This is a genomic window from Agrobacterium sp. CFBP2214 (genome assembly GCF_030209895.1).
GTDB classification, from domain to species: Bacteria; Pseudomonadota; Alphaproteobacteria; order Rhizobiales; family Rhizobiaceae; genus Agrobacterium; species Agrobacterium radiobacter.
This window is the reverse complement of record NZ_JARVRC010000001.1, coordinates 564,256-589,238: the sequence shown is the minus strand read 5'-3', so window position 1 is coordinate 589,238 and position 24,983 is coordinate 564,256. Positions and strand designations below refer to the sequence as shown.

Here is a 24,983-nt window from a genome sequence, read left to right as displayed (position 1 = left end):
GTCTTTCGGCAGGCGGCAGCCCGCATTGCCGTGCAAATCCGGCCATTTTCAGGCAGGTGTACCGGATGAAGAGGCAAAGCGCAATTCATCCGGCCATTTTCATTATGCCAGGGCTGCAAGCTCGCGCAGCGCGGCCGCATCGCGGGCGGAAACCTCCGGATAGTCCGGATCGGAACCGACATCGGTGGTGATGCGCCAGGAGCGAGCGCATTTTACGCCCTCCGCCAGCTTCTGCTCGACCACAACCTTTGCCACTTCCGGCAGGCGGAAGCCATCGGCGGGGCCTTCGTCACCAACCACCGAGATGGCCGAGGTGATGCAGATTTCGGCGAAATCCTGCCCCTTCAGCGCCGCCAGAAGATCGGCGTCGGCAATGTGCACGACGGGCGCGGCTTCGAGCGAGGAGCCGATACGCTTTTCGCGGCGTTCGACTTCCAGCGCGCCTGTCACGACCGTGCGGACCTTGCGGATTTTCTCCCACTTCGCTTCCAGCGCGTCGTTCTTCCATTCCGCCGGGATTTCCGGGAATTGGGCAAGATGCACCGATTCCGCATCCGGATAACGCGATAGCCACGCTTCTTCGGTGGTGAAGGGCAGCATGGGCGCGAGCCAGGAAACAAGGCAATCGAACAGCTTGGCGATGACCGACAGCGATGCCCGGCGCTTCAGCGACGACGGCGCGTCGCAATAAAGCGTGTCCTTGCGGATATCGAAATAGAAGGCCGAAAGCTCGACATTGGCGAAATCCACCAGCGCGCGGGCGATCTTCTTGAACTCGAAGCCGTCATAACCCTCGCGCACGACCTTATCCAGATCGGACAGGCGATGCAGCACCAGCTTTTCCAGCTCCGGCAGATCGTCATAGGCGATCTCTTCGCCCTTATAATGGGCGAGCGTACCGAGCATCCAGCGGATGGTGTTGCGCAGCTTGCGATAGGCATCGACATTGGTCTGGATGATGGCCTTGCCGAGACGCTGGTCTTCCCAGTAATCCGTCGTCATGACCCACAGGCGCAGGATATCGGCGCCGGCGTCCTTCATGACTTCCTGCGGCGAGACGACGTTGCCCTTGGACTTGGACATCTTCTCGCCCTTCTCATCCATGGTGAAACCATGGGTGACAACGGCGTTATAGGGCGCGCGGCCGCGCGTCGCGCAGCTTTCGAGCAGCGACGAATGGAACCAGCCGCGATGCTGGTCGGAACCTTCGAGATAGACATCCGCCGGCCACTTCATGTCCGGGCGGTCTTCAAGCGTGAAGGTGTGGGTGCAACCGCTGTCGAACCACACATCGAGGATGTCCATGACCTGCTGCCATTTGGCGTGGTCGTGGTCATTGCCGAGGAAACGTTCCTTGGCGCCTTTGGCAAACCAGGCATCCGCACCTTCAGCTTCGAAAGCCTCGATGATACGGGCGTTGACGGCCTCGTCGACCAGAACCTCACCATGCTCGTCTGCGAAAACGGCGATCGGCACGCCCCAGCTGCGCTGGCGCGACAGAACCCAGTCGGGACGGCCTTCGATCATGGCGCGCAGGCGGTTCTGGCCGGAGGCCGGAACGAAGCGGGTCTGATCGATGGCGTTCAAGGAGCGCGAACGCAGCGTCGTGCCGTCGCCCAGTTCCTTGTCCATATAGACGAACCATTGCGGCGTGTTGCGGAAGATGACCGGCTTCTTGGAGCGCCAGCTATGCGGATAGCTGTGCTTCAGACGGCCACGGGCAAAGAGGTTATTGGCAGCGATCAGCGCCTTGATGACGCGGTCGTTGGCGTCGCCCTTCTTGCCGTTATCGTCCATGACGCGGGCAGCGCCGCCTTCGGCGGACGGGCCGAAACCGGGAGCGTCTTCGGTGTAGAAACCATCGTCACCGACCGGGAATGGGATGGCCGACGAGACGCCGCGCGCTTCCAGCTCGCGCTGATGCGCGGTCCAGACGTCAAAGTCCTCACGACCGTGGCTCGGCGCGGTGTGCACGAAGCCCGTACCGGCATCGTCGGTGACGTGATCACCTTCGAGAAGCGGAACCGGGAAATCGTAACCGAGCGCCGCCAAAGGATGGGCGCAGGTGATGGCGGCCAGTTCTTCGGTTGTCACGTCGCGAACGAGCTTGAAGGTCAGCTTCGCCTTGGCGGCGGCCTCATCGGCCAGCTTCTTGGCGAAGATCAGCTTTTCACCCGGCTGCGGGCCGAAATCATTCTGTGCGCTTTCGACTTCGAAAAGGCCATATTCGACCCGCGAAGAAAACGCGATGGCGCGGTTGCCGGGGATGGTCCACGGCGTGGTCGTCCAGATGACGACGGAGACGCCGGAAAGAGCGGGCGCAGCGTCCTTCACCGGGAATTTCACCCAGATCATGTCGCTCTCGACATCGGCATATTCGACTTCGGCTTCCGCCAGCGCCGTGCGCTCGACGACCGACCACATGATCGGCTTGGAGCCGCGATAGAGCTGGCCGCTCTTGGCGATCTTCAGGAGTTCGCCGGCGATGCGGGCTTCGGCGTGGAAGTTCATCGTCGTGTAGGGGTTTTCGAAGTCACCCTCGATGCCGAGACGCTTGAACTCTTCCGACTGGACCTTGATCCAGCCGGCCGCGAAGTCACGGCATTCCTTACGGAATTCGTTGACCGGAACCTCGTCCTTGTTCTTGCCCCTGGCGCGATAGGCTTCCTCGATCTTCCATTCGATCGGCAGGCCGTGGCAATCCCAGCCCGGAACGTAATTGGCGTCGTAGCCGCGCATCTGGAACGAGCGGGTGATGACGTCCTTCAGGATCTTGTTCAGTGCATGGCCGATGTGGATGTTGCCGTTGGCATAGGGCGGGCCGTCATGCAGCACGAATTTCTCGCGGCCGGCGGCGGAGGCGCGCAGGCGCTTGTAGAGGCCCATCTCCTGCCAGCGCTTCACCGTTTCCGGTTCCTTCTGCGGCAGGCCAGCGCGCATCGGAAAATCCGTCTGCGGCAGATAGAGGGTGGAGGAGTAGTCCAGTTTTTCTGCGGTGTCGCTCATAATCGTACCGTTGTTGCGCGCCGTGTCGGTCGCGCCGTCTCAATTTCAAAGAGGGGCAAATACGGAAAGCGCCATGACAAATGCCATGACAAGCGCCAAAATCCCGGACCTTCCGGCTCGTCAGAGCGGGCGGAAGGCCGGGCCAATAATTCGGCCAATCTGAACTGTAAACTTCAACCGGTATTGGGACATGGCCGGTTGTTTATGCGGTTTTCCGGCAAAAAGGAAGAGAAAAGCGACGGCAATATAGCCCGGAATATGGGCTGACAGGTCTCATCAGATCAAAACGCAATCTTCGCATCCAACGCGCTGAGCGGGCGCACGCCCGATAACATCGCTCTCGCCTCTTCTTCATCGCGCCTGATCTGGGCGACGAGCGGATCGAGGCCATCGAATTTCAGTTCATCGCGCAGGTGCCCGAAGAAGGAGACCGAACAGACCTCGCCGTAGAGATCGCCGGAGAAATCGAAGACGAATGTTTCGAGCAGCGCCGCGCCGTTTTCTGTGACGGTCGGACGATAACCGAAGCTTGCCACGCCATCGTGGATAGAACCATCGGGGCGACGGAACCGCACGGCATAGATGCCGGCCTTCAGTTCCGTTTCCGGGGCGAGCGCCATGTTGGCGGTAGGATAACCCAGCGTGCGCCCCAGCTTCTGGCCGCCAATGACCTCGCTTTCCACCGTGAAGCGGTATCCGAGCAGGCCTGCGGCGCCCGCCACATCACCCTCGCACAGAAGCGAGCGGATACGGCTGGAGGAGACGACATCCGCACCCTCGTCGCGGAAGGCATCCACCAGCGTCACGTCAAAACCATGGCGTTTGCCGGCCTCCATCAGGAATGCCGGGCCACCTTCCCGGCCCTTGCCGAAATGGAAATCGAAGCCGGTGACGACGGCGCTGGCATGAAGCCAGTCGACCAGGATGGATTGAACGAATTCCTCCGCCGAGCGCTGCGAAAATTCCCGGTCGAAGGGATATTCGATGACGGAGCGGAAACCGATGGCCTCAAGGATACGCGCCTTCAAAGGCGCGGGCGTGAGGCGAAACACCGGCGTGTCGGGACGGAAGACGGAACGGGGATGCGGCTCGAAGGTCAGCACCAGCGCGGGAACGCCACGGGCTTCCGCCAGTTCCAGAGCACGATCCAGCACAGCCCGGTGGCCGCGATGCACGCCGTCGAAATTGCCGATGGCGATGACGCCGCCACGAAGAGCTTCCGGCAGCGGCTCCTTTTTTTCATTGCGGTGAAAGACGGTCATGGCAATCGATCCATTCCTGCGCCAGCTATTCCTCAGGCGAGATATCCTCAGGCGAGACGGGGCATCCACCAGCCGGGAGCAGCACCCTGCCCCTTGAGATAGGCGTTGAGAAGCGCCTCGTCCGTCTGGCCGTTCAGCGTATATTCGGCAGCGTGAATGCCGCCGCTGATATAGAGAAGGTTGAGACCGCTCGCAATCGCGCCCTTCACATCCGTCGGCATGCCGTCACCGATGGCGAGCACGCGATCCTTGGCGAAGGCGCCGCGCACTTCCCTGGCCGCAGCTAAGCAGGCTTCATAGATCGGCGCATGCGGCTTGCCGGCAATGCGGACTTCGCCGCCGAGCTGTTCGTAATAGGCGGCCATGGCGCCGGCGCAGGGAATGATGCGCTCGCCGCGTTCCACCACCAGATCGGGGTTGGCGCAGATCATCGGCACCTTGCGGGCAATGAAGCCCTTGAGCATTTCGGTATAGTCTTCGGGCGTCTCCGTCTCGTCGTCGAAGAAGCCGGTGCAGACCACGGATTCCGTTTCCGCCTCGCCGACACATTCGACATCGAGACCTTCCAGCAGCGGCATGTCCCGCTCCGGGCCGAGCAGGAAGACCTTTTTTGGGCCTTCCGCGATCAGACCACGGGTAACGTCGCCCGAGGTGATGATACGGTCATAGGCCTCATCAGGCACGCCGAGAACGCGAAGCTGGGCGATGACGCCGGGGGCGGGACGCGGCGAATTGGTGATGAGCACCACCGTCTTGCCAGCCTTGCGCGCTTCCCGCAGCGCAACCGCCGCATCCGGAAAGGCGCTGACCCCATTGTGCAGCACACCCCAGACATCCGAAAGAATAACGTCGAACCCATCAGTGATTTCGCCGAGAGTGAGAATGCGGTGGGCCATGAGATGCTTTCCGGATGCGAGAAGAGGGTGTGCGTCACATCGCAAAGCGGGACGCCGATGGCAAGGAAAAAAGCGGTGAGTGACCGGTCTTCGGCCCCGCCTGACGCAGCATGAACACAAATGTCCCGTAGATGGATGCGACGCGCATCGCGCGAAAAGAATGTCGTCATGGCGCGCATCCGCACATGGGAAATTTCTGTCATGGAACGCTGATAACCATAAGCCATGAAATTTTTCAGACAGGGCGTTCTTGACTCCGGCAGACGCCCTCCTTATCTCGGTTCCGCTGGCACTCGATAAAGGAGAGTGCTAACACCCATCAGGCGAGCTCCAAAAGCTCGCGCAGTCATTTGATCGAGGGATTAGGCAATGACAAGCACCAATTTCCGCCCGCTTCACGATCGCGTCGTGGTTCGTCGCGTTGAATCCGAAGCAAAGACCAAGGGCGGCATCATCATTCCCGATACCGCCAAGGAAAAGCCGCAGGAAGGCGAAATCGTCGCCGTCGGTTCCGGCGCTCGCGATGAGGCCGGCAAGGTCGTCGCTCTCGACGTCAAGGTTGGCGATCGCGTCCTGTTCGGCAAGTGGTCGGGCACCGAAGTCAAGCTCGACGGCGAAGACCTTCTGATCATGAAGGAAGCCGACATCATGGGTATCATCGGCTGATTTCGCCGAACCCATCGTTTCCTTAAATTTCAAGCCGGATCCATTCCGGCCGTTCGAAACCAGGAGTTTTGAAAATGGCAGCCAAAGAAGTCAAATTCGGCCGCTCAGCGCGCGAAAAGATGCTCAAGGGCGTCGACATTCTCGCTGATGCAGTGAAGGTAACCCTCGGCCCGAAGGGTCGTAACGTCGTTATCGACAAGTCCTTCGGCGCTCCGCGCATCACCAAGGACGGCGTTTCGGTCGCCAAGGAAATCGAACTCGAAGACAAGTTCGAGAACATGGGCGCACAGCTCGTTCGCGAAGTTGCCTCCAAGACCAACGACATCGCCGGTGACGGCACCACCACCGCAACGGTTCTGGCCCAGGCCATCGTTCGCGAAGGTGCAAAGGCAGTTGCTGCCGGCATGAACCCGATGGACCTCAAGCGCGGTATCGATCTGGCCGTTGCTGAAGTCGTCAAGGACCTTCAGGCCAAGGCCAAGAAGATCAACACTTCGGAAGAAGTTGCACAGGTCGGCACGATCTCTGCAAACGGCGAGCGTCAGATCGGTCTCGACATTGCTGAAGCAATGCAGCGCGTCGGCAACGAAGGCGTCATCACCGTTGAAGAAGCCAAGACCGCTGAAACCGAACTCGAAGTCGTCGAAGGCATGCAGTTCGACCGCGGCTACCTGTCGCCTTACTTCGTGACCAACCCGGAAAAGATGGTTGCTGACCTCGAAGACGCATACATCCTTCTGCACGAAAAGAAGCTTTCGAACCTCCAGGCTATGCTGCCGGTTCTCGAAGCTGTCGTTCAGACCGGCAAGCCGCTCGTCATCATCGCTGAAGACGTAGAAGGCGAAGCTCTTGCAACGCTCGTCGTCAACAAGCTGCGTGGCGGCCTCAAGATCGCTGCCGTCAAGGCTCCGGGCTTCGGCGACCGCCGCAAGGCCATGCTGGAAGACATCGCCATCCTGACCGGTGGCACCGTCATTTCCGAAGACCTCGGCATCAAGCTCGAAAGCGTTACCCTCGACATGCTCGGCAAGTCGAAGAAGGTTTCGATCTCCAAGGAAAACACCACGATCGTTGACGGCGCAGGCCAGAAGTCCGACATCGAAGGCCGCGTTGCCCAGATCAAGGCGCAGATCGAAGAAACCACTTCCGACTACGACCGCGAAAAGCTGCAGGAACGTCTTGCCAAGCTCGCTGGCGGCGTTGCCGTGATCCGCGTTGGCGGTTCGACGGAAGTTGAAGTGAAGGAAAAGAAGGACCGCATCGACGACGCTCTCAACGCGACGCGCGCTGCTGTTCAGGAAGGTATCGTACCGGGCGGCGGCGTTGCCCTGCTGCGTTCTTCCACGAAGATCACCGTCAAGGGTGCAAACGACGACCAGGAAGCCGGCATCAACATCGTGCGTAAGGCTCTGCAGTCTCTGGTTCGCCAGATCGCAGAAAACGCAGGTGACGAAGCTTCCATCGTTGTCGGCAAGATCCTCGACAAGAACGAAGACAACTACGGCTACAACGCCCAGACCGGCGAATATGGCGACCTGATCCAGCTCGGCATCGTCGACCCGGTCAAGGTTGTACGTACGGCTCTGCAGAACGCAGCTTCGGTTGCTTCGCTGCTGATCACCACCGAAGCCATGATCGCCGAGCTTCCGAAGAAGGAATCGGCAATGCCGCAGATGCCCGGCGGCGGCATGGGCGGCATGGACTTCTAATCAGTCCTGTCACTGGAATAAGAAAGGGCGGTCTTCGGACCGCCCTTTTTCTTTGCCGTCCCTGCACGTTTGACGAAAGGGGCGTCATCTTTGGGCCTGTCCCGGGGATCTGCAACCGATTGATTTCCCGCGACGTGATTAGATCCTCGGCACGAGGCCGAGGAGGACGTCGTCTCTCTTGCGAGAGATGCCTCATAAAATCAACCGGTTGCATAATTCTGAAGGCCGAAAGCGGAAGCGCTCAAATATTGTCCCGTTTTGGAACAGCCGTGATTTTATCCGGCTATTTTTTGCCATCCCATGCAATAATGCGGCAGCGCCATGAGCGAATCACCACCCCATACGGGCCTGATTTCCACTCGGACCGGCTTATAAGTGCGCTATTTAGTTGTGCTTTTTCGCAAATCTCGCGATTTTGAAGAAGAAATACATAATATTTTTGATTTTCTCACTGACTGGTTGTTGTAGGTAGGGGAAAATAAACTATAAGTCAGCCCCCGTAAGGGTTCCGCGACTGGGCGGCGAGCATTGAAGGGGTTTCGATGCTTGGCAAACACGTTCGACTGCGGGTGGCGGTAAAGGTTCAACCTGGCAGTGGCGCTAGAAATGGCGGCGCTGGCACGTGTTCATGCGGGGGCGCGATTTGTTTGAAATATCAAGACGCAACGATGCTCTGCCAACGGCGGTGACGACCACGCCCGATCCCCGGACCATGTCGCATTTCTTCATTTCGGAGGAGTGGAGCAGCGATCTTTCGAGCGGCGTCATCCGGCTCGGCGAACACGCATCATTCATGCACGGCCTGCCGCCGGGCGAGTGCGGGTTGCTGAGCCTTGTCCGCTGTTACGACCGCGCTGACCACGCCCGCGTGCTGGAACTTTTCGAGCAGGTTTCCACGGCGCCCTCACGTTTCTGTTTTTCAACCGGCCTCTCCATCTTGCCGGCAATGCGGCAGCCGGTCATCTGCATGGGTGAATCTTCCGGCTTCGAAGACGGCCAGCAAGGGCGCATATCAGGGCTTTTCCTGTTTCCGCGTCTTGAGGATATTCGCTTCGCCGCCTAAGGCTTTTTGCAGCGATGCCATCCACCGTTCACAAAATGAAGACAATTTGTCTTCTGTTGTTCATCTTTATGGATGAGTGATTTTCCGACATTGATGTCTCCAGACATTGCCCTGCAGATCAACCGGCAACACGCCGATCAATTACCGGAGATATCCATGTCCAGCAGCCAGAACGTTCTCGTTCTTATCGCCCGCATTCTGCTTTCCTTCATCTTCATCACTTCGGGCTTCAGCAAGCTCGTCGATCCGGCTGGCACGGCCGGCATGATCACCGGCGCCGGCCTGCCCGCCGCAACCGCGCTTGCCTATGTCGCAGGCCTGTTCGAACTCGTTGCCGGTCTTGCCATTCTCGCCGGCTTCCAGACCAAAATCGCCGCCTGGGCGCTTGCCGTCTTCTGCGTCTTCACCGGTCTGGTTTTCCACAGCGGCACCGTTGCCGTTCCCGGCTGGCCTGAGCCGGCTCTTGGCTGGATCAACACGCTGAACGGCATCATGATGGTGAAGAACATCACGCTTGCCGGCGCTTACATCCTGCTTGCCGCCTTCGGCGCTGGCGCCTACTCCGTCGACGCAAAGCGCGGCGCGGCTGTGGCCCACGCCTGAGCCAGATAGATCGACCAACAAAAAAGCCGCCGGATCGCTCCGGCGGCTTTTTTTGTCTGGCGTCAGACCGCCGCTCTTATGCGCGACGCGATCTCCTCAACCCTTGCATCGCCATCGTGCTCCGGCTTACGGGCGCGGACAAAACAGGCCTCCGAACGGACAATGATGCCGTCGGAGAGGATTTTCAGATGATTGGCTTTCAGCGTCGAACCGGTTGAGGTGATATCGACGATGATATCCGCCTGCCCCGCCGCCGGCGCACCCTCGGTCGCGCCAAGGCTTTCAACGATACGGTAAAGCTGGATGCCGTGCTGGCGCGAAAAGAACTGCTGCGTCAGCCGCCAGTATTTGGTGGCGATCGCCAGCCTGCGGCCATGACGGGCGCGGAATTCCGAAGCGACATCGCCGAGATCGGCCATGCTGTCCACATCCAGCCAGATTTCCGGCACGGCGACCACGACGTCGGCATGACCGAAACCGAGGCGGGCGCAGAATTCCACCTGCGCATCGGCATTGGTCAGTCCCTCGCGCACAAGGTCCTCACCCGTCACGCCGAAATCCACCGTGCCCGCGCCGATCTCGCGGGCGATCTCGGAGGCCGACAGATAGGCGATCTCGATATCGTCCCGTCCTTCGATACGGCCGCGATAGGAGCGGTCGTTGCCGACTGCCGCGACCTTCAATCCGGCGCGTTCCAGAACGGCGGAAGCGTCTTCCTTCATACGGCCCTTGGAGGGCAATGCGATGGTGATCATGGCTTGTCGCTCCCCCGCACCGCTTCGATGCGATCCAGCCAGAGCGAAAAACCCACAGCCGGTATTTTTTCCTGTGCGCCGAGCAGCGTCAGCAGCCGGTCGAAACGGCCGCCACCGGCCAGAACGCTGTCTCCACCCGCTTCCACCACCTCGAAAACAAGGCCGGTATAATAATCGAGCGGACGGCCGAAGGCCGCGCCATAGGTGACGGTCTCAAGATCGACACCGGCATTGGCAAGGGCTGCGACACGTTTGTCGAAAGCGGAAAGCGCGCCGTCAAGTTTCAGCTTCGCCTTTGCGGCAAAATCAGCCAGAACCTGCGAAGCCTGCGGCAGGGGCGCTTTCAGGGCCAGAAACTGCTTGAGCAGCGCGAAGCTATCATCCGGCAGGCGGGTGGCCGCAAGCGCCAGTTTCTCCCGCAGACGGCGGGCGATTTCCTGCGGCGAACGGCTGGCATTGGTGGAATAGCCGGTCTCTTGCATCACCGTATCGAGATAATCGACCAGCACCGCCTCGTCGCCAGTCGCCAGCAGGCCCGCGACCCGGGCATCAAGACCGGTCATCGGCTTGGGATGCACGAGGCTTTCCAGCAGCGCGTCGAGCTGCGCCATATCGCCAAAGGCCTGCACCAGCCGCTTCTGCCAACCGAGCGGCAGTCCAAGGGCGGCAACCACCGCCTCGAACACCTGCTGATCACCCAGCGTGACGGCAAGCGCCCGGCCCGGCAGCAGGCGCTGCAGAATACCGGTCGCATCGATGACGGCACGGGCATCGGCAGCGGCAATATCGGTATCGCCAAGGTCTTCGATACCGGCCTGATAAAACTCGTTCGCACCCTCACGGCGCTGGCGGAAGACCTCGCCGAGATAGGAATAACGCTTCGGCGTGCCGGTCGCCGTCTCGATATGGCGCAGGCAAACCGGGATGGTAAATTCGGGGCGAAGGCAAAGACTCGTCCCCGTCTCGCTCTCCGTCATGAAGATACGGCGGCGCAAATCCTCGCCGGCCATATCCAGAAACGGTTCGGCGGGCTGGATGACGGGCGTGTTCACCCGGCTCGTGCGGCGCGCGGCGAATTCTTCCAGTAGCTCTCCGGAAAATTCCGGCATGTCGATCAGGGGCATGAAACGGTACTTTTCGTCACGGTTCGAGCGGTTGCATCAATTCGATACGGTTTCCGAAGGGATCATGGACATAAAACCGGTGATATCCTTCAAACGGCTCATCCTCAATCACATGGCAGCCCGCAGTTTCAAGTGTTTTTCGCAAGATCACCAGATCATCGACCAGAAAGGCCGGATGGGCTTTCCGCGCCGGCCGGAAATCCTGCTCAACGCCAAGATGCAGCTTTATCGGGCCGCAGGTAAACCAGCATCCGCCACGCGCGGCCAGATTAGCGGGTTTGACCTGCTCCGCAAAGCCAAGCAGGCCGCCATAAAAGGCACGCGCCTCATCTTCGCGGCCCGCCGGCATCGCCAGCTGAACATGGTCGAGCGCAAGGATCGCCATGGCTTCAGCGCCCTTCGGCGGCGCGGCGAACGTCCTCTGCCTGATGCTCCAGAATCTCGCGGACCTTCGCCACCAGTTCGGCCTCCGGCACGCTGACCTGCGCCACGCGCGCCTCGCGCCAGCTGGCATTGTCCTCGATTTCGCCGGAGAGGCGCTTGCCTTCGATCAGATCCTTGATCTGGACCACGCCTTCGGCACGCTCGTCACCGCCCTGGATGATGGCGATGGGGGAGCCGAGACGGTCGGCATATTTCAGCTGGTTGCCGAATTTCTTCCAGTTGCCCTGGTACATTTCAGCACGGATGCCCTCGGAGCGCAGCGCCTGCGTGAAGCGCTGGTAACGGCCCATGCTTTCCACATCGCCATCCATGACGGTGATCAGAACCGGTGCGAGCGGCTTGACCTGGCCGAGCTTGCCGAGGTTCTTCAACGCCGTCATCAGGCGCGAAACACCGATGGAGAAGCCCGTGGCCGGAACCGGCTGGCCCATGAAGCGCGAGACGAGACCGTCATAACGCCCGCCGCCGCCGACCGAGCCGAACACGACCTTTTCGCCCTTTTCATTGGTGACATCGAAGGACAGCTCGGCCTCATAGACCGGGCCGGTATAATATTCGAGGCCGCGAACGACGGAGGGGTCGATCTTGATGCGCGTCGCATCGTAACCGACACCGGAGACCAGAGCGCCGATGATGTTCAGTTCATCAACGCCTTCCGCGCCTTTCGAGGTGCCCGCAACCAGTTTCGCCAGATCATCGGCGCTTGCCGTATAGTCCTTGATGCCGACGAAAAACAGGACCTTTTCGATCTGCTCCTCGCCAAGGCCCGCGCCCTTGGTGAAATCACCGGACTCGTCCTTGCGACCGGGACCGAGCAGCAACCTCACCCCTTCAGGACCGAACTTGTCGAGCTTGTCGATGGCGCGCAGCACATTCAGACGACGGCCGGCATTTTCCTCGCCGCCGAGGCCGATGGCTTCCATGACGCCATCAAGCACCTTGCGGTTGTTGACGCGAATGACGTAATCGCCGCGCTTGATTCCGAGCGCTTCCAGCGTATCGGCCATCATCATGCACATTTCGGCATCGGCCTGCACGCCGGCGGCGCCCACCGTATCGGCATCGAACTGCATGAACTGCCGGAAGCGGCCGGGGCCGGGCTTTTCATTGCGGAACACGTAGCCAGCGCGATAGGTGCGGTATGGCAGCTGGATTTCGTTGAAGTTTTCCGCGACATGACGGGCGAGCGGCGCGGTCAGATCGTAGCGCAGGCTCATCCACTGATCGTCGTCATCCTGCAGCGAAAACACGCCTTCGTTCGGACGGTCGCTATCGGGCAGGAATTTGCCGAGCGCATCGGTATATTCGAACAGCGGGGTTTCCACCGGATCGAAGCCGTAGAGCTCATAGACCTTGCGGATCTTCTCGATCATCTCATTCACGGCATGAATATCGGCAGCCGTTCGATCCACGAAGCCGCGCGGCAGGCGGGCTTTCAGTTTCTGAGGCTTTTTTGCTTTTTCGCTCATGGGGCCGATCCGATATTTTCCTGAAATTATGCCGGTGTATTAGAGGATGAAGCCCGGTGCGGCAAGCCGCAAAGGCTCCGGTTTTGCTGGCTCACGCAGCCAGGCGGTGCTATATGGGATACATGTATCCCAATTCGGATCGGGAAGGACGCGACCCATGAGCAAACAGACGGCCATCCGCCTGCCTGATGAGACCTATGAGCGGCTGAAGGCGCTTTCCGAGCGCACCGGCCGCACATCCGCCTATTACATCCGCGAGGCGATCGAGAAACATATCGAGGATATGGAAGATCTTTATCTTGCGGAGGAGGCGACGCGGCAGCGCATCGCCAATAAAGAACGCACCTATACTCTGGAAGAAGTGATGCGTGATCTTGATCTGGAAAATTGAGTTTCAGCGCGCTGCCGTCAAGCAACTGGGCGCTTTGACGAAAAGCGATGCCAATCGCATCGTTTCTTTTCTGACGGACCGCATTGCCAGAGATGGCAACCCTCGAAGGACCGGCGCCGCCCTTCAAGGCTCCGAACTCGGAAATTTCTGGCGCTACCGGGTGGGCGATTACCGCATCATCTGCGATATACAGGATCACAAGCTCGTCGTGCTGGTGGTCGAAATCGGCCATCGCCGTGAAATCTACCGATAGGCATTCATGATCCTCGAAGCCCTGCAATATGCCGCCACACGCGCGGTCACGCCGAAAGAATTCCGGCCGCATATACGCTATTCCGTCAACCTCTGGGCGCGCGCCAACCGCTGCGCCAACGCCTGGGCAGAGCATGAAAACAACAGCCGGCAATTCGTGCTGCAATCGGCCGGAAAGCTGAAGCAGCGGCGAACGGCGGTGGTGCTGGGCTCGGGCCTGTTGCGCGATGTGCCCTATGATGCGCTGGTGGCGATGTTCGATACCGTCGTGCTGGTCGATCTGGTGCATCTCGCCAGCGTGCAGGCAAAGCTGCGCCTCAATGCCAAAAAGAATGTCCGCATCGCCAGTCGCGATCTTTCCGGTTTTGACGATGTTCTCGCCGGCCGGCCGGCCGAACCGCTCGATTTCCTGCGGCGGGTGCCCTATCTCGATCTCGTGGTATCGGCCAATCTCCTGTCACAGATCGGCACCGGTGCGCGCCACCGGCTGGAGCGGGAAAAGATCGCAGATGCCCCGGACGATCTTCTGCCGAAGCTCATTCACACCCATCTGGAAGCGCTGGCTGGCCTGCCCTGCAAGGCCTGCCTGATAACCGACACCTCCTTCGACGTCATCGGCAAGGATGGTAATCTGCACCAGCACGAAGACCTGCTGCATGGCATCGAGCTTCCTGCGCCCGCCGCCGCATGGGAATGGCCGCTTGCCCCGTTTGGCGAGGAAAGCAGGGATTACCGCATCGTGCATCACGTCATTGCGCGCGAACTCACCTGATCGTCATGCTTATTCCATAATTTCCGCGGTAAATTCACGCCATGTCCCAGGTGGTCCGCACATTGATTTTCCTTGCCTGCCTGCATTACGGCGCAATGCCGGCGCAGATGGCGATGAGCATGCCGACGGGCATGGCGGCTTCCTCACAATCGCCGATGAAACACGACGATGCCCATTCGCATCATGCAGATGATCGGGACCACGGCTCTCAAAAACACGCGGAGAATGCGGCCCATAAAGCGGAAACGGGCGGTTGCTGTCCGCATGGTGACAATGCCGCCCATCCCGGTTCCTGCGCCGCGTGCCTGATCGTGGTTCCACGAACCATCTTCGCCGATAGCGGACGCATGACGTTTGCCTATCCGAAGCCGCAACGCGGCATTGCCTTCGACGGCAAGGCTTTCGCCCCGCCGCTGCCGCCTCCCCGCGCCTGACCGCAGATTTTTTCAGACCACCATCGAAAAATCCGTCAGACACAGGAAGGATAATCCATGTCTATCAAGACCATGACGCTCGCCGTCGCTTTCGCAGCCTCTCTCGCCATGCCCGTTTTTGCACAGGAGGCGGGCGGCCATGCCGGGCACAGCATGTCAAAAGGCACCGCGAGCGACAGCGCTTCCACCAAGGCCTTCATGGAAGCCAGCAAGAAAATGCATGGCGATATGGCCATCGATTACAGCGGCGATGCCGATGTCGATTTCGTTCGCGGCATGATCCCGCATCATCAGGGCGCGATCGATATGGCCAAGGTCCAGCTAGAATACGGCAAGAATCCGGAAATCCGCAAGCTGGCTGAAGAGGTGATCAAGGCGCAGGAAGGCGAGATCGCCATGATGAAGGCCTGGCTGGAGTCCAAAGGCAAGTGATTGATGCTGACGAATGGGGAACGCCGGTTGCGGCGCTCCCCTTTTCTTCTCCCCGCCGGGGAGAAGGTGGCCCGAAGGGTCGGATGAGGGGGCAAGCTCTCCGAATATTTCGACCGTCGCCCCCTCATCCCGCTGCCGCGGACTTCTCCCCGGCGGGGAGAAGAAGCAGGCGGCGGCCTTCCCATGCCAACGGTGCCACTCGCCACTCTGCTACAATCCCGCAAGGCCGGCCTTGTAATCCTCCGACGCCGCCCGGCTGAGGCGCTCCAGTTCCATCGCGGCCCGGCTGGTGTGACGTTCCTTGTGACGCAGCAAAGCGAAGTTGCGGGCAGGCAGATCGATGCCGGCGCGGACGAGCAACCCTTGCCGCAGGAACAGGGATGCCACTGAGGCGGACACCGCCGTGGCGGCGCCCCCGGAACGCGCCGCCATCACCACCGCCTCATTGGACGGCAGTTCCAGCATGACGGACAATTCAGCGGGATCCACCCCCATCTGCCGCACGGCCGCCTCGAAGGCGGAGCGGGTGCCGGAGCCCTGTTCGCGCAGCACCCAGGAGGTGCCATAGAGCATATCGAGCGCGGTGAGGTAACGACCATCGGCAAAGGGGTGGGCCGAACCGGTGACGACCAGCAGCTTGTCGGAGACGACGGGCTGCACCATCAAAGCCGGCTCATCAATCCTGCCTTCGATGAAACCGACCTCCGCCAGACCATCAAGCACCGCCTGTGTCACCGTCTTGGTATTGCCGATATCGAGCCGCACGGTCACGCCGGGATAGAGTTTCTTGAACTGCATCAGGATCGGCGGCAGCCAGTAGCTTGCAATGGTCTGGCTGGCGCAGACGGTGATTTCCCCGCGTGTCAGCCCGCCCATTTCGGAGAGAATCAATTCCGCATTGCGCACACGCGCCAGCGTCGCCTTGGCTTCACCCAGAAAAACCCGACCGCTTTCGGTCAATTCAATGTTGCGGCCGACGCGATGGAACAGCTCGACATTATAAAAAGCTTCGAGATTCTTGATAGCGGAGCTGACAGCGGAGGCCGTCAAACCGATAGCTTCTGCGGCCCTTGTGAGGTGTTCGCGTTCGGCAACGGCGATGAAGATGCGGAGCTGTTCAAAGGTCATGATCATTCATTCGATTTTATCGAATAATATATGCCATATTATTTGATAGAATAAAACAGGCGGCTGCGGCATTGTCTGGCCATGGCACAACATCGCACCCTCGCTCACCCCTTTCAGTTTTCGCTTCGCTGGCTTACCCCGCTTCTGCCGGGAATTCTCATCTGCGCGGCGGTCAGCTGCGCCGCCATTCTGGCGGAGCGCTTTCAGGTGCGGCTTGCGGGCCACGCATGGCTTGGCGATCTTGTGCTCGCCATTCTGATCGGCACGCTGCTGCGTTCGCTGGTGTCTCTGCCTGCCGTCGCTTCGGCCGGTATAAAGTTCAGCGCCAAGACGCTGCTCGAAATCGCGGTGGCGCTTCTTGGCGCATCCCTGAGCCTTTCCATCCTCAAAGGCGCGGGCGGCTTGCTGATCGGCGGCATTGCGCTGATCGTCGCGCTGTCGCTGGTCGTGAGCTACGCGGCCGGACGAATGCTGGGCCTGCCACCCAAGCTCGCGACGCTGATTGCCTGCGGCAACTCCATCTGCGGCAATTCCGCCATTGCTGCCGCAGCACCCGCCATTGGCGCCAAACCGGAAGATGTTGCCGCCTCGATTGCCTTTACCGCGGTTCTCGGTGTCGCCGCCGTTCTGCTGATGCCGTTCCTGCCGCAGCTTTTGGGTCTCGATGCCACCCAATACGGCATTTTCGCCGGCCTGACGGTCTATGCCGTGCCGCAGGTGCTGGCGGCCACCGCCCCGCTCGGCGCGATCGCCGTGCAGACCGGCACCATCGTCAAGCTCATCCGCGTTTTGATGCTGGGGCCCGTGATCGCCGCCCTGTCAGTCATCCACGGCCGGTCCGACAAGGGACGCCTGAAACTGCAGCAGATGGTTCCATGGTTCATCATCGGCTTCGTGCTGATGATCATGGCCCGGTCCTTCGGCCTTATTCCCGAGGCTCTTATCGGCCCCGTTGCCTCGCTCTCCAACATCCTCACCATCATGTCGATGGCGGCTTTGGGCCTTTCGGTCGATATCCGCAGCCTGCGCCATGCCGGCGGCAAGGTCATCATCGCCGCCAGCCTGTCGCTCGTGCTGCTTTGTGTTCTGAGTTTCGGACTGATTGTGCTGACCCAGGCGGCCTGAGCAAAAGGCGGGCCGTTATTTTCCGGTGCTGACGGTCAACGTGTAGTGCGCGCCCAGCCCACGGCGCGGTGATCCCAGAATAAGCGTCGGGCGGATCAGCCATTCCGTATCCGCCTTCGGCGTCAGCGTCGCGACCTTGCCTTCGGAATCGCTGAAGAAGATCGCATCCTCATCCGGCGTCGAAAAATCGAAGACCGCCATCAGGACGAATTCGCTGGAGGCGGCAAGCTCGATCTTCACCGTCTGCCCGGCCTTTACTTTCAGGCGATAGACATCGCCGCGCCCGCGCCGCGTCCAGCCGTCAAGCTTCAGCGGGCCGGCTGGCGGCAGCGCCACTTCCTTCAGCCTTTCGCCGTCATCCAGCCAGATGCCGTCGACATTGCGGCCTTCTTCGGCGAAGGAGGAATGCGGCACGGCGGTCACGACCATGGTGAGAGCCAGGAGAAGGGAGGTTACCTTCATGGACGTACAAACTCCCGCCGCATGACCTCTATCGGCTGGCGGCAATGACAGCCTTCGATATGATCGTTGACCATACCCATGGCCTGCATGAATGCATAGACGGTCGTCGGGCCGACGAAAGTCCAGCCCCGCTTCTTCAGATCCCTGGAAAGACGAGTGGAGGCGGCGCTGGTGGGGTTGGCCCTTAACGTCGCATAGTCGAGCCTTTGCGGCCTTTCTGCGGCGGCGGGTTCGAAACCCCAGAAATAACGCGCGAGCGAACCGAATTCGTCGCGCAGCGCCACGGCGCGGCGGGCATTGTTGATGGTCGAAACGATCTTGCCGCGATGGCGGATGATGCCCTTGTCGGCAAGGCAGCGCTCAATATCGGCCTCGCCGAACTCAGCCACCTTTTCGAATTCGAAATTGGCGAAGGCAAGACGGAAAGCCTCGCGCTTGCGCAGAACCGTCAGCCAGGAAAGGCCGGACTGAAAACCTTCCAGACAGATCTTCTCGAACAGGCGGCGATCATCGGTGACGGGATAACCCCATTCCTCGTCGTGATAACGGCTGTAATCCTCCAGCCCCTGCTGCCAGAAACACCGCACAAGGCCATCCGCGCCCGTTTCAAGTCCCGCTTCGCTCATTGTGCCGACAATCCCTTTCGCTACCGCTCGCAAGCGGTGTGAACCTGCGCGCTTACCACTCATTCACCACGTTTCAAAACCGGGCGCTAACCTTAAATCCAGCTTTCCCTAATCAAGCGCTTTTTAATGAACAGCCATTTACGATTCGCTTGCGTCGAGGTGCGAACGTGTCCGGCAAAGCGGACGAACAGTCCCGCAAATTCATAGTTGCGACATCCCGCAGAGAGAGTCCACCCGATGCCGATGAAGTCCGTTTTTCTGGCGCTGAGCCTCGTTTCCACCCTCGCCGTCCCGGCCGCCATGGCCAATGAGCGTTATCGCGAGCGTCCGCCCGTCGTCGTCAGCCCGGACCTTTCTGCCCCTTGGGTAACCCAGCTCGGTGGCCGCGGCAATGTTCGACCCGTGGTCTATCCGCGCGCACCTGCCGCACGCCAGCCGCTGTTCCAGCAGCGCCAGGCGGCCGCCATGCCGCAGCGACCCAGCTCCGGCGTCACATCGCAGCGCCCGGCACGGGTGCAGAATGCCGCCGTCCGCCCGAACGCACCGGTGCGCACCCAGATCGCGCCGCAATTCCTGCCGCAGATCGTGAACTATGACACCGCTGAGAAGCCCGGCACCATCGTCATCGATACGCCGAACCGCTTCCTCTATCTCGTGCTCGCCGATGGCAAGGCCCGGCGTTACGGCGTCGGCGTCGGCAAGCCCGGTTTCGAATGGGCCGGAACCCACAAGGTGACCCGCAAAGCGGAGTGGCCGAGCTGGACCCCGCCGAAGGAAATGATCACCCGCGAGGCGGCCAAGGGACATTACCTGCCGGCCTTCATGGAAGGCGGCCCGGCCAACCCGATGGGCGCGCGCGCCATGTATCTCGGCTCGACTCTTTACCGCATTCACGGCACCAACCAGCCCTGGACGATCGGCAGCAACAATTCCTCCGGCTGCATCCGCATGCGCAACGAGGATGTCACCGATCTTTACGAGCGCGTGAATGTGGGAACCAGGGTCATAGTGATATGATGGCAACGGTTCAGTCATTCCGGCCGCTGCAGGGCCGGAATGGCGGCGTATCCGCTTGAATTGCCGCCTTGCAGCGGTACAATCCGGCTCACTTCAATGAAATTGAAACTTGGCGGGGGACGCCAGGCGCCGGACCTCTCTCAGGGGGATGACGGAACGGCCTTAAAACGGGTGGTCAATAGACCGCCCGTTTTTCGTTTCTGTCATTCAAATGTTATCAAAAAACGCTTTGGTGAATTACTGATATCAATCTGGATTCACTTCATGTCGCGCCATACTTTATTTGTTTGCGCCCTGCTCTGCAGCGGCGTTTCCTTCTCTGCCGCAATAGCGGGCGAATTTGAAATTTCCGGTTACGGCGGCTGGCAAAGCGCGCCGCACAGCGATGTGAAGGTTTCCGACGGGCCGGATTTCCGGGCCGGATGGGAAGGCAAGTCCTTTTCCAACCCGCCCTATTGGGGCGTGCGCGGCACCTACTGGTTTGATGAAGGCCAGCTCCGGAATTTCGGTATTTCGCTCGATTTCACCCATGACAAGGTCTATGCCGACGACCAGACGCTTGCCCGTTCCGGCTGGTCGCATTTCGAATTCACCGACGGCCTGAACCTTTTGACGCTGAACGCGCTCTACCGCTTTCCGCTGGAATCCCTGCCGATCACCCCTTACGTCGGCGCCGGCGTCGGCATCAACGTGCCGCATGTGGAAGTATATCGTCCCTCGGGCAAGACCTTCGAATACCAGTTCGGCGGCGCAACCCTGCAGGCGCAGGCCGGCCTCAGCTACCGCATCACCGACAATTGGTCGACCTTCGTGGAATATAAGGGCACCTATTCCTTCGTCGACGTCGATATCGACAATGGCGGCTCGTTGAAGACCGACATCATCACCAATGCGGTGAATTTCGGCGTGGCGTATAAGTTCTAGTATCGGAGTAACCACCCTCTTCCCTCATTCCTGTGCTCGCCACAGGAATCCAGCCGTCGCGCGCGTCTGCGCGGCGGGGAGAGTCCTTTCAGCCCAAGTCCTTGGGCTGGCTGGATCCCTGTGACAAGCACAGGGATGAGGAGAAGCCTCCGAAAGGCGCACCGGCCCCGACCTGTCGTCACGCGCCGTCATTCCGGATCGCTGCCTTATCGGCAAACGGCGCACTAAACCGAAAGCCTCGCCGGTTTCGGCCCGCCATAAGCCCAGTCCAGCAGTTCCACCGTATGCAGGATCGGCATATCAGTGCCGGTTCCGATCTGCGTGATGCAGCCGATATTGCCGGTGGCGATGACATCCGCCCGTGTGGCCTCGATGTTCTTCACCTTGCGGGCCTTCAGCTTGCCGGAAATCTCCGGCTGCAGGATGTTGTAGGTCCCTGCTGAGCCGCAGCACAGATGCCCCTCCGCCGGATCACGCACTATGAAACCCGCCGCCTTCAGCAGCTGTTTCGGTGCGAGCGTTATCTTCTGGCCGTGCTGCATGGAGCAGGCGGAATGATAGGCAACCGTCAGGCCCTGGCTCTGCCTTTGCGGCAGATCGAGACGGGCGAGATATTCGGTGATGTCCTTCGCCAGCGCCGAAACCCGCGCGGCTTTTTCCGCATAGGCGGGATCAAGCCGCAGCATGTGGCCGTAATCCTTGATGGTGGTGCCGCAACCCGACGCGGTGATGATGATAGCGTCAAGGCCGCCATTTTCCATCTCCCGGGTCCAGACATCGACATTACGCCTTGCTTGAGCGAGCGCCTCTTCCTCCCGGCCCATATGATGCACCAGCGAGCCGCAGCAGCCCTCGCCCTTCGGCACCACAACCTCAATGCCGAGCCGCGCGAGAAGCCGCAGCGTTGCCTCATTGATACCGGGGTCGAGCACCGGCTGGGCGCAACCGGTGAGGATGGCGACGCGCCCGCGCTTTTCGCCCTCCGCCGGTCTTTCTCCCGGACGGGTGGAGGCGGAGGCCGCAGGAACAGCAGCGGGGGCGAGTGCGAGCATGGATTGCAGCGGTTTCAGCGCCGGGGCTTTGGCAAGCAGGCCCGCGAAAGGCCGCGCCAGCCTTGCCAGCTGCAAGGCCAGCCGGAAACGGGTGGGATGGGGCAGAACCGCGACCAGAAGATTGCGGATCAGCCGATCCATGAAGGGGCGCTTGTACGTCTGTTCGATATGGGCGCGGGCATGATCAACCAGATGCATGTAATCCACGCCGGAGGGACAGGTGGTGGTGCAGGCAAGACAGGAAAGACAGCGGTCGATATGGGTGACGACCTCACGGTCGGCCGGGCGGCTGTTTTCCAGCATGTCCTTGATGAGGTAAATGCGGCCGCGCGGGCTGTCCAGCTCGTTGCCGAGTGTCACATAGGTGGGACAGGTGGCAGTGCAGAAACCGCAATGCACGCATTTGCGCAGGATTTTTTCGGATTCCGCCACATGCGGATCGGCCAGTTGCTGCGGCGTGAAGGATGTTTGCATGGTTCAGACCGCCCTTTGCATCGTTACGGCCATCTTGCCGGGATTAAAGATGCCCGCCGGATCGAGTTTTTCCCTGATACGTGCAGACAGGATGGCCTCCTCCGCCGGGCGCGGTTCGAAGGCCGCCACAGTGGCGCGCACGGCATCGCTTGCCCTCACCAGCGTGGCATGGCCGCCGCCCAGCGCCTTGATAGCGCCGCGCAGCAAAGCGGCCTCCGGGTCCGCCTCCATCTGCATCCAGACAAGACCACCCTGCCAGTCATAAAAGGCATCGATGCCCGCTTCCATGCGCAGCGCAGCGACGAGTCGGTGGCCGGCGGCAGGTGCAACGGAGACTTTCCACAGCGGCTTGGTATTCTGACCGGCATAGGGCGCGACATCACGCACCTGCCGCCATAAAAGCCCGCTCTCTTCGCCCTCCAGCAGCGCCCATGGCCCGACCCGGTCCATGACGGAGAGGAGCTTGCGGGCGCGCGCTTCCACCGAGGCGGGCAGCCCTTCCAGCCGCAGAATTGTCGCCGGACCTTCCGGCAGGTTGCCATCGATGAAGCGGGAACGCACGCTTTCCGGCAGATGCGCCGCTCCGGAGACCTCGACGCTCAGCGCCATCGCCGCGGCCATGATGCGTGTCGCCGCCTCATCGTCGAGACCGGAAACGACCACGGTTTTTTCCGCAGGCGGTTTCGGCAATACGCGGAAAGTCACCTCCGTGAGAAAACCGAGCGTGCCGAAAGATCCGGCAAGGAACTTCGACAGGTCGAGCCCGGTGACATTCTTCATCACCCGGCCGCCGGCCTTGATGATCTCGCCGCTGCCATTGACGAAACGGATGCCGAGCAGGCTGTCGCGGGCGGCACCCGCCACATAACGGCGCGGGCCGGAAACATTTGCGGCAAAGACGCCGCCGATGGTCGGCTCACCTTCTGTGCCCATGATCGGGCGGTGGTCCATCGGCTCGAAGGCCATCATCTGCCGGTTTTGTGCAAGGGCGGCTTCGATGGTGGCAAGTGGCGTGCCGGCCCTGACGGTCATGACCATTTCGGCGGGGACGTAGGAAACGATGCCAGCCATTGCGCGGGAGCTCAGCCCGGTTTCCGCCGCCACGGCATTGCCGAAACCGGAGCGGGTATTGCCGCCGAAGATTTTCAACGGGATTCTTCGGGTCGCGTGGTCGCGGATGATATCGGCGACCTGGGTTTCTGCGTACGGCGTCAGCATCGGGTTGCGGGCTCCGGGCATGGGACAGCGAAGTTTGCGCAAGGGATACCCCCCTCTGCCCTGCCGGGTATCTCCCCCTCAAGGGGGGAGATCGAATCGAGGCGATCTCTCACTCCACTCTCGAACGCTGCGAATGAAGCGATGCGCGGGCGTCTTGCCGATCTCCCCCCTTGAGGGGGAGATGCCCGGCAGGGCAGAGGAGGGTGAGCCGTACCCACAGAGACCATAAAACTCAAACCCATCATCCCCTCCCCTCCAGCGGAAACACCTTGGAAGGGTTCATCAACCAACCCTCGTCAAAAGCCGCCCGCACCGCCATCTGCTGGGCAAGATCGGCCTCACCATATTGGTGGCGCATCAGATCGCGTTTTTCGATGCCCACACCATGCTCGCCGGTCAAACAGCCACCCGCATCCACACAGAGCTTCAATATTTCATTGCCTGCCTCTTCCGCGCGGGCCGCGTCTTCAGGATCATTGGCATTGAACAGGATGAGCGGATGCATGTTGCCATCACCGGCATGGAAAACGTTTGCGACGCGCAGGCCGAGACGGTCGGTGATCTCGCTCGTCTTTTTCAGCACATAAGAAAGCTGGGAAAGCGGCACCGTGCCATCCATGCAGATATAATCCGCGATGCGGCCCGTTGCGCCGAAGGCGGATTTGCGGCCTTTCCAGATCGCCGCAGCCTCCATGGCCGACTGGCATTCCTTCACCGTCTTCACGCCATGTTTTCGGGCAATGGTGACGATATCGGCAAGCATGGCGTCCATTTCCGCCTCGGAGCCTTCGACCTCCACGATCAGAAGCGCGCCGACATCCAGCGGATATCCCGCTTTGGCGAAGGCCTCGCAGATCTCGATGGCCGGCTTGTCCATGAACTCAATGGCAACAGGGATGATGCCCGCACCGATGATATCGGCCACGCATGAACCCGCTTCTTCCGAGGTTTCGAAACCGAACAGCACCGGGCGCGCGCCTTCCGGCTTGGCGATCAGCCGTACCGTCGCCTCGGTGACGATGCCGAGCTGGCCTTCCGAGCCGCAGACGAGGGCGAGCAGGTCGTAACCGCTGGCATCGAGATATTTGCCACCCAATTCGAGAACAGTGCCATCCACCAGCACCATTTTCACGCCGAGCAGATTATTGGTGGTGACGCCATATTTCAGGCAATGCGCGCCGCCGGAATTCATGCCGATATTGCCGCCGATGGTGCAGGCCAGCTGCGAACTGGGATCAGGCGCATAAAAGAAGCCTTCAGCGCCGGCCGCATCGGAAATGGAGAGATTGGTAACTCCCGCCTGCACCCGCGCCGTGCGATTGTAAAAATCAAGCTCAAGGATCGCGCTCATCTTCGAAAGGCCGATCACCACCGCATCCTCCTGCGGGATCGCCCCGCCGGAGAGCGAGGTGCCGGCGCCGCGCGGCACGACCGGAATGCCGTAGCGATGACAATATTTCATCACCGCCGCCACGTCCTCGGTCGTCTTCGGCAGCGCCACGGCAAGCGGCAGGCGGCGATAAGAGACAAAGGCATCGGTTTCGAAAGGCACGAGTTCGCGCGGCTCGTGCACAAGACAGTCCGCCGGCAGAATATCCTTGAGATCAGCTATGATGCGGTCGCGATCTGCGACCACCTTCGCGCGCGGCTCCAGAAACTTTATCGGCTGTGTCACCGCC

General features: G+C 60.6%; 25 protein-coding genes. 12 read left to right on the top strand and 13 right to left on the bottom strand.

What is annotated here, in order from left to right; all coding sequences use genetic code 11:
- Positions 1 to 102: 102 nt before the first annotated feature.
- From ileS to QRN60_RS02830, 3 genes are all read right to left on the bottom strand, one after another.
- Complete coding sequence (ileS, locus tag QRN60_RS02840) at positions 103 to 3,006, bottom strand: isoleucine--tRNA ligase (RefSeq protein ID WP_129564590.1); 2,904 nt, start codon at positions 3,004 to 3,006, stop codon at positions 103 to 105.
- 281 nt (positions 3,007 to 3,287) lie between these two features.
- A complete protein-coding gene (locus QRN60_RS02835) occupies positions 3,288 to 4,268 on the bottom strand; it encodes a bifunctional riboflavin kinase/FAD synthetase (protein ID WP_060726054.1) in 981 nt (326 codons plus the stop codon).
- Positions 4,269 to 4,315: 47 nt separating this feature from the next.
- Positions 4,316 to 5,164: a TIGR01459 family HAD-type hydrolase gene (locus QRN60_RS02830; protein WP_031234240.1), complete on the bottom strand. Its 849-nt coding sequence runs from the start codon at positions 5,162 to 5,164 to the stop codon at positions 4,316 to 4,318.
- Between the two features lie 369 nt (positions 5,165 to 5,533).
- Here QRN60_RS02830 and groES point away from each other — a divergent pair, with 369 nt between their 5' ends.
- The 4 genes from groES to QRN60_RS02810 all read left to right on the top strand — a co-directional run bounded on the left by groES (position 5,534) and on the right by QRN60_RS02810 (position 9,205).
- Entirely contained in the window at positions 5,534 to 5,830 is a 297-nt protein-coding gene (groES, locus tag QRN60_RS02825) for a co-chaperone GroES (RefSeq protein ID WP_003494080.1), read from the top strand.
- Between the two features lie 74 nt (positions 5,831 to 5,904).
- On the top strand, positions 5,905 to 7,539 hold the full coding sequence (gene groL / locus QRN60_RS02820; RefSeq protein ID WP_003503181.1) for a chaperonin GroEL: 1,635 nt from the start codon (positions 5,905 to 5,907) through the stop codon (positions 7,537 to 7,539).
- Positions 7,540 to 8,167: 628 nt separating this feature from the next.
- Positions 8,168 to 8,602, top strand: coding sequence for a hypothetical protein (locus QRN60_RS02815; protein ID WP_003503182.1), 435 nt, complete (start codon positions 8,168 to 8,170; stop codon positions 8,600 to 8,602).
- A gap of 156 nt (positions 8,603 to 8,758) precedes the next feature.
- Positions 8,759 to 9,205, top strand: coding sequence for a DoxX family protein (locus tag QRN60_RS02810; RefSeq protein ID WP_003503183.1), 447 nt, complete (start codon positions 8,759 to 8,761; stop codon positions 9,203 to 9,205).
- A gap of 62 nt (positions 9,206 to 9,267) precedes the next feature.
- Here QRN60_RS02810 and hisG read toward each other — a convergent pair whose 3' ends face one another.
- The 4 genes from hisG to hisS are packed head-to-tail and all read right to left on the bottom strand — an operon-like array spanning position 9,268 to position 12,997.
- On the bottom strand, positions 9,268 to 9,960 hold the full coding sequence (gene hisG / locus QRN60_RS02805; protein WP_003503184.1) for an ATP phosphoribosyltransferase: 693 nt from the start codon (positions 9,958 to 9,960) through the stop codon (positions 9,268 to 9,270).
- Positions 9,957 to 11,084, bottom strand: a complete 1,128-nt coding sequence (locus tag QRN60_RS02800; protein WP_111781269.1) for an ATP phosphoribosyltransferase regulatory subunit — start codon at positions 11,082 to 11,084, stop codon at positions 9,957 to 9,959. The genes hisG and QRN60_RS02800 overlap by 4 nt, the downstream gene beginning before the upstream one ends.
- A 16-nt stretch (positions 11,085 to 11,100) precedes the next feature.
- Positions 11,101 to 11,469 (bottom strand): VOC family protein, encoded by a 369-nt coding sequence (locus QRN60_RS02795; protein WP_111833685.1) that lies wholly within the window; start codon positions 11,467 to 11,469, stop codon positions 11,101 to 11,103.
- Between the two features lie 4 nt (positions 11,470 to 11,473).
- Positions 11,474 to 12,997, bottom strand: a complete 1,524-nt coding sequence (gene hisS, locus QRN60_RS02790; protein ID WP_129564591.1) for a histidine--tRNA ligase — start codon at positions 12,995 to 12,997, stop codon at positions 11,474 to 11,476.
- Positions 12,998 to 13,154: 157 nt separating this feature from the next.
- Here hisS and relB point away from each other — a divergent pair, with 157 nt between their 5' ends.
- Genes relB through copM form a run of 5 tightly spaced genes read left to right on the top strand, consistent with a single transcriptional unit; the run spans position 13,155 to position 15,278 of the window.
- Positions 13,155 to 13,388, top strand: coding sequence for a type II toxin-antitoxin system RelB family antitoxin (gene relB / locus QRN60_RS02785; RefSeq protein ID WP_003503188.1), 234 nt, complete (start codon positions 13,155 to 13,157; stop codon positions 13,386 to 13,388).
- Positions 13,372 to 13,641, top strand: a complete 270-nt coding sequence (locus QRN60_RS02780) for a type II toxin-antitoxin system RelE family toxin (protein ID WP_003503189.1) — start codon at positions 13,372 to 13,374, stop codon at positions 13,639 to 13,641. Before relB ends, QRN60_RS02780 begins: the two co-directional genes overlap by 17 nt.
- A 6-nt stretch (positions 13,642 to 13,647) precedes the next feature.
- Positions 13,648 to 14,412 (top strand): hypothetical protein, encoded by a 765-nt coding sequence (locus QRN60_RS02775; RefSeq protein ID WP_003503190.1) that lies wholly within the window; start codon positions 13,648 to 13,650, stop codon positions 14,410 to 14,412.
- A gap of 41 nt (positions 14,413 to 14,453) precedes the next feature.
- The gene (locus tag QRN60_RS02770; RefSeq protein WP_284764896.1) at positions 14,454 to 14,846 is read left to right on the top strand and encodes a hypothetical protein; all 393 of its coding nucleotides are present in this window, start codon (positions 14,454 to 14,456) and stop codon (positions 14,844 to 14,846) included.
- A gap of 57 nt (positions 14,847 to 14,903) precedes the next feature.
- Positions 14,904 to 15,278, top strand: coding sequence for a CopM family metallochaperone (gene copM, locus QRN60_RS02765; RefSeq protein WP_129564593.1), 375 nt, complete (start codon positions 14,904 to 14,906; stop codon positions 15,276 to 15,278).
- A gap of 210 nt (positions 15,279 to 15,488) precedes the next feature.
- Here the strand turns inward: copM and QRN60_RS02760 are convergent, their stop codons facing one another.
- Positions 15,489 to 16,406, bottom strand: a complete 918-nt coding sequence (locus QRN60_RS02760; RefSeq protein ID WP_026363679.1) for a LysR substrate-binding domain-containing protein — start codon at positions 16,404 to 16,406, stop codon at positions 15,489 to 15,491.
- Positions 16,407 to 16,487: 81 nt separating this feature from the next.
- Between QRN60_RS02760 and QRN60_RS02755 the strand changes: the two genes are divergently transcribed.
- Positions 16,488 to 17,531, top strand: a complete 1,044-nt coding sequence (locus QRN60_RS02755; protein WP_065694890.1) for a YeiH family protein — start codon at positions 16,488 to 16,490, stop codon at positions 17,529 to 17,531.
- 15 nt (positions 17,532 to 17,546) lie between these two features.
- On the opposite strand, the gene QRN60_RS02750 is transcribed toward QRN60_RS02755, so the two are convergent.
- A complete protein-coding gene (locus QRN60_RS02750) occupies positions 17,547 to 17,993 on the bottom strand; it encodes a hypothetical protein (RefSeq protein ID WP_060726047.1) in 447 nt (148 codons plus the stop codon).
- On the bottom strand, positions 17,990 to 18,619 hold the full coding sequence (locus QRN60_RS02745; protein WP_003503196.1) for a DNA-3-methyladenine glycosylase I: 630 nt from the start codon (positions 18,617 to 18,619) through the stop codon (positions 17,990 to 17,992). Before QRN60_RS02745 ends, QRN60_RS02750 begins: the two co-directional genes overlap by 4 nt.
- Positions 18,620 to 18,856: 237 nt before the next feature.
- Here QRN60_RS02745 and QRN60_RS02740 point away from each other — a divergent pair, with 237 nt between their 5' ends.
- Entirely contained in the window at positions 18,857 to 19,636 is a 780-nt protein-coding gene (locus QRN60_RS02740; RefSeq protein WP_003503197.1) for a L,D-transpeptidase, read from the top strand.
- A 264-nt stretch (positions 19,637 to 19,900) separates the two neighbouring features.
- Entirely contained in the window at positions 19,901 to 20,560 is a 660-nt protein-coding gene (locus QRN60_RS02735) for an outer membrane beta-barrel protein (protein WP_003503198.1), read from the top strand.
- A gap of 224 nt (positions 20,561 to 20,784) precedes the next feature.
- Here the strand turns inward: QRN60_RS02735 and glcF are convergent, their stop codons facing one another.
- From glcF to QRN60_RS02720, 3 genes are all read right to left on the bottom strand, one after another.
- Positions 20,785 to 22,086: a glycolate oxidase subunit GlcF gene (gene glcF, locus QRN60_RS02730; protein WP_112295385.1), complete on the bottom strand. Its 1,302-nt coding sequence runs from the start codon at positions 22,084 to 22,086 to the stop codon at positions 20,785 to 20,787.
- Between the two features lie 3 nt (positions 22,087 to 22,089).
- Positions 22,090 to 23,304 (bottom strand): glycolate oxidase subunit GlcE, encoded by a 1,215-nt coding sequence (gene glcE, locus QRN60_RS02725; protein WP_111794396.1) that lies wholly within the window; start codon positions 23,302 to 23,304, stop codon positions 22,090 to 22,092.
- Positions 23,305 to 23,545: 241 nt separating this feature from the next.
- Complete coding sequence (locus QRN60_RS02720) at positions 23,546 to 24,979, bottom strand: FAD-linked oxidase C-terminal domain-containing protein (protein WP_111794375.1); 1,434 nt, start codon at positions 24,977 to 24,979, stop codon at positions 23,546 to 23,548.
- Positions 24,980 to 24,983 lie beyond the last annotated feature (4 nt).